At 69.0% G+C, this 7,515-nt stretch carries 6 protein-coding genes; 4 read left to right on the top strand and 2 right to left on the bottom strand.

The window, feature by feature from the left end:
* Positions 1–269: 269 nt before the first annotated feature.
* Positions 270–1,274 carry a chemotaxis response regulator protein-glutamate methylesterase gene (locus JMF90_RS15735; protein WP_011694698.1) on the top strand — a complete coding sequence of 335 codons (1,005 nt, stop codon included), beginning with the start codon at positions 270–272 and terminating at the stop codon, positions 1,272–1,274.
* 77 nt (positions 1,275–1,351) lie between these two features.
* Entirely contained in the window at positions 1,352–2,416 is a 1,065-nt protein-coding gene (locus JMF90_RS15730; RefSeq protein ID WP_027808944.1) for a diguanylate cyclase, read from the top strand.
* 22 nt (positions 2,417–2,438) lie between these two features.
* On the opposite strand, the gene JMF90_RS15725 is transcribed toward JMF90_RS15730, so the two are convergent.
* Both JMF90_RS15725 and JMF90_RS15720 read right to left on the bottom strand, forming a co-directional pair.
* Entirely contained in the window at positions 2,439–4,688 is a 2,250-nt protein-coding gene (locus tag JMF90_RS15725) for a bifunctional diguanylate cyclase/phosphodiesterase (protein ID WP_011548009.1), read from the bottom strand.
* Between the two features lie 270 nt (positions 4,689–4,958).
* A complete protein-coding gene (locus JMF90_RS15720; RefSeq protein WP_027808942.1) occupies positions 4,959–5,852 on the bottom strand; it encodes a LysR substrate-binding domain-containing protein in 894 nt (297 codons plus the stop codon).
* A 120-nt stretch (positions 5,853–5,972) separates the two neighbouring features.
* Between JMF90_RS15720 and JMF90_RS15715 the strand changes: the two genes are divergently transcribed.
* Both JMF90_RS15715 and JMF90_RS15710 read left to right on the top strand, forming a co-directional pair.
* Entirely contained in the window at positions 5,973–6,611 is a 639-nt protein-coding gene (locus JMF90_RS15715; RefSeq protein ID WP_011548011.1) for a hydrolase, read from the top strand.
* 201 nt (positions 6,612–6,812) lie between these two features.
* Positions 6,813–7,515, top strand: a 703-nt coding sequence (locus JMF90_RS15710) for a haloacid dehalogenase type II (protein ID WP_201325217.1), incomplete at its 3' end; no start/stop codon positions are given.

Genomic DNA, 7,515 nt, shown 5'->3' with positions numbered 1-7,515 from the left:
TGCGGACTTTTGCGGCCTGCCGGACAGGATCGACCGCCCCGCTTGCCGGCAATGCGGGATCGCCATAGAGGAAACGTACTGAAACCGCACAATGCGCATATTTTTCGATTGCCGCCGCCCGCGCCGCATGACAGCATTCGGGCGTCGCCAACCGAAAAGAATGCCGTGCCGTCCGGCCGCCGATGCCGCCCGGCCGCGCCGAACAGGCTACGCCCTTCCATGAACCCGGCCCACCTCCAACACTACGAACCGACCGGAGAATTCCGCTTGTGAACATCGGCATCGTCAACGACCTCCCGCTTGCCGTCGAGGCGATGCGCCGCGCGATCGCGCGACGGCCCGAGCACCGCGTGCTGTGGGTCGCGACCGACGGCCCGCAGGCCGTCGAACTGTGCGCCGCGCAGCCGCCCGACATCGTGCTGATGGATCTGATCATGCCGAAATTCGACGGGATCGAGGCGACGCGTCGGATCATGCGCTCCGAACGACCGTGCGCGATCCTGATCGTGACGAGCTGCATCGGCGCGAACGCGTGGCGCGTGTTCGAGGCGATGGGCGCCGGCGCGCTCGACGCGGTCGACACGCCGCGGCTCGGCGACGGCGCGGCCGGCGACACGACGAAACTGCTGCTCGCGAAGATCGACCAGATCGGCCGCCTGCTCGACGCACCGGGCAGCTCGCGCCTCGCCGGTGCGGCCGCGCGCGGCGGCGCCGGCCCGCTGATCGCGATCGGCGCATCGGCCGGCGGCCCCGGCGCGCTCGCGTCGATCCTCGGCAACCTGCCGGCCGATTTCAATGCGCCGATCGTGATCGTGCAGCACGTCGATCGCGCGTTCGCCGAAGGCATGGCGCAATGGCTCGACGGCCAGACCCGGCTCGCCGTGCGCGTCGCGCGCGAAGGCGACCGCCCACAGCCGGGCGTCGCGCTGCTCGCCGCGACCGACGATCACCTGCGCATCACGCGCGCCGGCACGCTCGAATACACGCGGGAGCCGGCCGCCACGCCGTATCGCCCGTCGGTCGACGTATTCTTCAACAGCCTGACCGAGCACTGGCCGGGCCGCGTGATCGGCGTGCTGCTCACGGGGATGGGCCGCGACGGCGCGATCGGCCTGAAGGCGCTGCGGATGAAGGGCTACCATACGATCGCGCAGGACGAGGCGACCAGCGCCGTGTACGGGATGCCGAAGGCGGCCGCGACGCTCGGCGCGGCGCGGGCGATCCTGCCGCTCGGGCGCATCGCGGGCGAACTGGCGGCGCTGGCGCGAATCTGAACCCCGACGATGACCACGCGCAACACCCATGCCTGCCCCTGCAACGACCGCGACCACCGCCACAACCCGCATCGACCATGACGATTGACCTGACTCGACCGCCGGGCGGCCCGACCGCGTCGCCCGCCGACGCGCCGGCGATGGTGTTGCTGGTCGACGACCAGACGATCGTCGCGGAAGCCGTGCGGCGCGCGCTCGTCGACGAGGAAGGCATCGACTTCCACTACTGCCCGCGCTCGGACGACGCGATGGCCACCGCGGTCGAGACGCGCCCGACCGTGATCCTGCAGGACCTCGTGATGCCGGGCACCGACGGGCTGAGCCTCGTGAAGGCGTACCGCGCGAATCCGGCGACGCGCGACGTGCCGATCATCGTGCTGTCGACGCAGGAAGAACCGGTGATCAAGAGCGCCGCGTTCGCGTCCGGCGCGAACGACTACCTGGTCAAGCTGCCCGATCGCATCGAACTCGTCGCGCGCATCCGCTACCACTCGCGCTCGTACCTGAACCTGCTGCAGCGCGACGAAGCCTATCGCGCGCTGCGGCAGTCGCAGCAGCAACTGCTCGAGGCCAATCTCGAGCTGCGGCGCCTCACGCACTCCGACGGCCTGACCGGGCTCTCGAACCGGCGCTATCTCGACGAATACCTGGCCGCCGAGTGGCGACGCGGCGCGCGCGAGCGCAGCGAGCTGTCGCTGCTGATGATCGACGTCGACAACTTCAAGCTCTACAACGACACGTACGGACACGTGTCGGGCGACAGCGTGCTCAAGCAGATCGCCTCGACGATCGAGCGCTGCCTCGGGCAATCGGGCGATTTCGCCGCGCGCTTCGGCGGCGAGGAATTCGCGGTCGTGATGCCGGCCTCGTCGCCGGGCGCCGCGCGGCTGCTCGGCGAGAAGATCCGGCTCGCGGTCGAGGCGCTGCGACTGCGGCACGCGCATTCGTCGACGGGCAACCACACCGTGACGATCAGCATCGGCGGCGCGAGCATCGTGCCCGCGCCCGGCCTGCCGACGACCGTCCTGATCGAGGCGGCCGACCGCGCGCTCTATCGCGCGAAGCACGAAGGCAAGAACCGGGTCGAGATCGATCCGTCGTCGACGCCGCCGCCGGGCGCCGGCGGATTCGGCGCGCACTAGCGGAACGCCGCCGAGCGCGCTTTCATGCGGCGCCGAGCCGGCGCGCGTAATCGCTCGCGTCCAGCGGCCGGCTGAACAGATAGCCCTGCTGCATGTCGCAGCCGATCTGCTGCAGAAACCACGACTGCGCCTGCGTCTCGACGCCTTCGGCCGTGACCTTCATCCCGAGCGAATGCGCCATCGCGACGACCGCCTGCGTGATCGCGACCGAGTCGTGATGATCGGGCACGCCCGACACGAACGAGCGGTCGACCTTCAGGTTGTGCAGCGGAAAGCGCTTCAGGTACGCGAGCGACGAATAGCCGGTGCCGAAATCGTCGACCGAGATCCGCACGTTCATGTCCGTGAGCGCTTCGAGCATCGGCAGCACGGTGTCCGTGTCGTTCATCAGCACGCCTTCGGTGATCTCCAGTTCGAGCGCCGACGGGTCGAGCCGCGTCTGCGCGAGACAGCGGCCGACCGATTCGACGAGCCCCTCGTGAAACTGCCGCGGCGACAGGTTGACGGCCAGCATCAGGTCCGGCGCGATCGTGCGGCGCCACTCGGCCGCCTGCCGGCACGCGGTTTCGAGCACCCACTGGCCGATCGCGACGATCAGCCCGGTATCTTCCGCGACCGGGATGAATTCCGCCGGCGACATCGGCCCGAGCTCGGGGCTCGTCCAGCGCAGCAGCGCCTCGGCGCCGACCGTGCGGCCGCTGCGCGCATCGACGACGGGTTGATACGCGAGCCGCAGCAGGTCCGACGCGAGCGCGCGCCGCAGCGACTGCTCGATCGCGAAGCGGCGCTGCAGCCGCAGGTTGAGCTGCGCGGTGAAGAACGTGAAGTGGTTGCGGCCGCGCTGCTTCGCGTCGTACATCGCCGAATCGGCGTTGCGCATCAGCGTCACGGCATCGTCGCCGTCGCGCGGCGCGACGCTGATGCCGATCGATACGCCGAGCCAGTACTCGTTGTTCGCGATCGCGAACGGCTTCGCGATCGCCTCGATCACCTCGCGTGCGAGCACCGACAGGCGATCGGGATCGTCGCAATCGTCGACGAGGATCACGAACTCGTCGCCACCGACGCGCGTGAGCGCGTAGCGGCCCTCCCCGCAGGCCGCGAGCCGCGCGGCGACGCTGCGCAGCAGCGCGTCGCCGGCGTCGTGGCCGGCCGTGTCGTTGACCTTCTTGAAGCCGACCAGATCGATGAACAGGATCGCGACGCGCGCCGGCCCGGCTGCCGCGTCGTGCGCGCAGAACAGCTCGCGCATGCGGTCGCCGAGCCAGCGGCGGTTGTAGAGGCCCGTCAGCGCGTCGCGGGTCGCCATGTAGCGCAACTGCTGCTGCGCTTCGCGCACGGGGCCGATGTCGTTGAACGACACGAGCACCGAGTCGGCCTGCGTCTCGCCCGGCCTCACGATCGGCACCGCGTTGCCGCGCACCCAGATGATGTCGCCATCCGCGAGACCGAAGCCGACCGTATAGTCGAGCATCGGCGTGGCCGTCTCGAGCGCGCGCCGGCTCGGCCAGTCGTGCGGGTCGATCGGCGTGCCGTCCTCGCGCAGCTTGCGCAGGATCACCGTCGACAGCCGGCGGCCGACGAGTTCGCCCTTCACGCGCATCATCCGGTTCGCGCTCGGATTGCTCGCGATCACGACGCCTTCGCGCGATATGACGAGGATGCCCTCGCTCAGGCTGTTGACGACGAGCCGGTGATGTTCCTCGCTGCGCGCGAGTTGTCGCGCGATCCGGTCCTGGTGCACCGCGAGGCCGACGCTGTTGCCGATATCGCGCAACAGCGCGGTTTCCTCGTCGCTCGGCCGGCACGGCCGGTGGTGATAGACGGCGAACGCGCCGAGCACGGCGCCCGCCTCGTCGAGGAACGGCACCGACCAGCACGCGCGCAAGCCCAGCGGCAACGCGATGGCGCGGTAGTCGGCCCACAATGGATCGGTTTCGATGTCTTCGACGGCGACCATCCGGCGCTCGTACATCGCCGTGCCGCACGAGCCGGCCGCGGGCCCGATCGTCGCGCCGTCGATCGCCGCGCTGTACTGCGCGGGCAACGACGGCGCCGCGCCGACGCGCACGTGCACGCCGTCCGTATCGAGCAGCAGGATCGTGCAGGACGCGCCGTCGCCGAGCAAAGCCTCGGCACGCCGGCAAACCTCGACCAACAGTTCCGGCAGCGGCGTGTTGCGCGTGATCAGCCTCAGTACGCTCTGCTCGGATGCGAGTACTTCCGCGGCGAGCCCGAGGCTGTAGCGAGAACTTTGCGGTTCGGTATTCAATATGAATCCTGCCGTCTGTCCGACCGGGTCTGATGCGCCCGATTCGTTATCGATATTTCGTGCCCTGTTCCGCCCCGGGTTTACGCCGATCCCCGGTGCGCCCCGTTTGCGCGCCGAGCCCAGGCGCACCGAAATGTATTTAACACCAATCCGCGACGATCGACATAGCTGCTTCCATCAGGGGATACGCGCGGTTGCCGCGCGGCATGCAGGCGGCGGCCGGTACGCCGACGGGCTGCTGCGCCGCACGAAGGCGCGGGGCGCCGCCCGTCAGTCCTTCCGGATGTGCTCGGCCAGGAAGTCGATCAGGAGGCGCACGCGCGGCAGCAACCCGCGCCGCGACGGAAACACCGCGTGCACCACGCCGCCCTTCGGCGCCCAGCCGGGCAGCACGTCGACCAGCGTGCCGTCGCGCAGGTCGTCCTCGACGACCATGCACGGCAATTGCACGATGCCGACGCCGTGAATCGCCGCATCGCGCAGCGCGTGCATGTCGTCGGTCACGAAGCGCGGGTGATGGCGCAACTGCGCATGCTCGCCGTTCGGCCCGACCAGTTGCCACACGTGATGCCGCGCCGGCCCCCAGTCGAGGCTCGGCACGCCGATCAGCTCCGCCGGGTCCGACGGCGCGGTGCGCCCGTCCAGCCACTGCGGCGCGGCCACCAGCCGCTGCGGGCTGTCGGCGAGCACACGCATCACGAGATCGCTGTCCTCCAGCGGCGGGAAGCGCACGCGCAGCGCCAGGTCGAACCCTTCGCTCAGCAGGTCGACGCGGCGATTCGTCGCTTCGAGGTGCACGTGCACCTGCGGATGAATCGCCATGAAACGGGCGACGAGTTCGCTCACGCGGAATTCCAGCAAGGCGGTCGGGCAACTCACGCGCACGATGCCGCGCGGCTCCGCGTGCCGGCGCTCGATCACCTCGCGCGCCGCGTCGGCTTCCACCAGCACGGCGAGACAGCGCTCGTAGAATTCGCGCCCGGTTTCCGTGACCGTGAAATGGCGCGTCGTGCGCTGCAGCAGCCGCACGTCGTACCGCGCTTCCAGCGCCGCGATGCGCCGGCTCAGCGTCGATTTCGGCACGTCCAGCGCGCGCCCGGCCTGCGTGAATCCGCCGTGTTCGACCACCTTCACGAAATAGTAGAGGTCGTTCAGGTCATCCATGATTGTTCCACTCATAGAACACTGACGGCATTTTAAGGGACTGGAACGGCGGTTGTTGCACGCATAGCATCCTGTTTCGACGTATCCCTTCACATTCCCGAACCCTCTCTGGAGGCAACCATGGCAAGCGAACCGATTCGCGACCCCGCGAACGACCACCTGCTCACCCCGCAGAACGCCGCGTTCATCGTCATCGATTACCAGCCGGTCCAGGTGAACTCCATCGCGTCGATGGATCGCCAGCTGCTGATCAACAACATCGTCGGCGCATCGAAGGCGGCGGTCGCGTACGACCTCCCGATCGTCCACTCGACCGTCAACGTGAAGACCGGGCTGAACAAGCCGCCGATCCCGCAACTGCGCGCGGCGCTCGAAGGCTATCCGACCTACGACCGCACGAGCATCAACTCGTGGGAAGACGTCGAGTTCCGCCAGGCCGTCGAGGCGACCGGCCGCAAGAAACTGATCATGACCGCGCTGTGGACCGAGGCATGCCTGACCTTCCCGGCGCTCGATGCGCTGAAGGCCGGCTACGAGGTGTACGTGGTCGTCGATGCGGTCGGCGGCACGTCGGTCGCCGCGCACGAAGCGGCGCTGCGCCGCATCGAGCAGGCCGGCGGCCAGATGATCAGCGTCGCGCAGCTGTTCTGCGAATTGCAGCGCGACTGGGCGCGCAGCGCCACCGTGCCGGCGTTCATCAACCTGTTCATCGAAACCGGCGGCACGGCCGGCATCCAGTTCTCGTACGACAAGAGCTGACTGGCGAGGACGCGCGCGGCGGCCGGCGCCGCGCGCCCTGCCCCCGCTCGCTGGCGCCGGCGTGACCGGCGCGCGAGCCACCTATCGCGGCCTCCCCGGCCGCGTTTTCGTATCCGTGATTCAATGTCGATCGAACCGGCGCCGCGCCATCCGGCGGCACGGCGATGTGAACCCTCATCGAACGACCTTCACTGGATCACCATGACGAACCCTGCCGAAATCAAGGCGCTCGTTTTCGATGTCTTCGGAACGATCGTCGACTGGAGAAGCGGTGTCGCGCGCGGCACCGCCGCGTTCCTGGATCGCCACGCGCCGACACTCGACCCGTTCGCGTTCGCCGATGCGTGGCGCGCCGAGTATTCGCCGTCGATGGAAGAAATCCGCAGCGGACGCCGCCGTTACGTGCGGCTCGACGTGCTGCATCGCGAGAACCTGGTGCGCACGCTCGACCGCTTCGGGATCGTCGACGTGCCGGAGGCCGACATCGACGCGCTCAATCTCGCGTGGCATCGGCTCGATCCGTGGCCGGATGCCGTCGCCGGGCTGCACCGGCTGAAGCAGCGCTACATCATCGCGCCGCTGTCCAACGGCAATATCCGGCTGATGGTCGACGTCGCGAAGCATGGCGGGCTGCCGTGGGACGCGATTCTCGGCGCCGAGGTCGCCCGCGCGTACAAGCCGTCGCCGGCGGTCTACACCGAAGCGGTCGAGATTCTCGGCCTCGCGCCGGCCGAGCTGTGCCTGGTGGCCGCGCACAACGGCGATCTTGGCGCCGCGCGCCGGCTCGGGCTGTCGACCGCGTTCGTGCTGCGGCCGACCGAGCACGGGCCCGGCCAGACGACCGACCTGCAAGCCGACGATGCGTGGGATTTCGACGTCAGGGACCTGAACGAATTGGCGGATC

Source organism: Burkholderia sp. E168m23 (assembly GCF_016586125.1).
In the GTDB taxonomy this organism is placed as follows: Bacteria; Pseudomonadota; Gammaproteobacteria; order Burkholderiales; family Burkholderiaceae; genus Burkholderia; species Burkholderia orbicola.
The sequence above is the reverse complement of the archived record's forward strand: the minus strand, read 5'-3'. Positions and strand labels throughout refer to the sequence as shown.

Excerpts from the sequence above, each read along its gene's own strand:
- JMF90_RS15715 (WP_011548011.1), top strand. The coding sequence starts at position 5,973 with ATGGCAAGCGAACCGATTCGCGACCCCGCGAACGACCACCTGCTCACC.
- JMF90_RS15730 (WP_027808944.1), top strand. The coding sequence starts at position 1,352 with ATGACGATTGACCTGACTCGACCGCCGGGCGGCCCGACCGCGTCGCCC.
- JMF90_RS15720 (WP_027808942.1), bottom strand. The coding sequence starts at position 5,852 with ATGGATGACCTGAACGACCTCTACTATTTCGTGAAGGTGGTCGAACAC.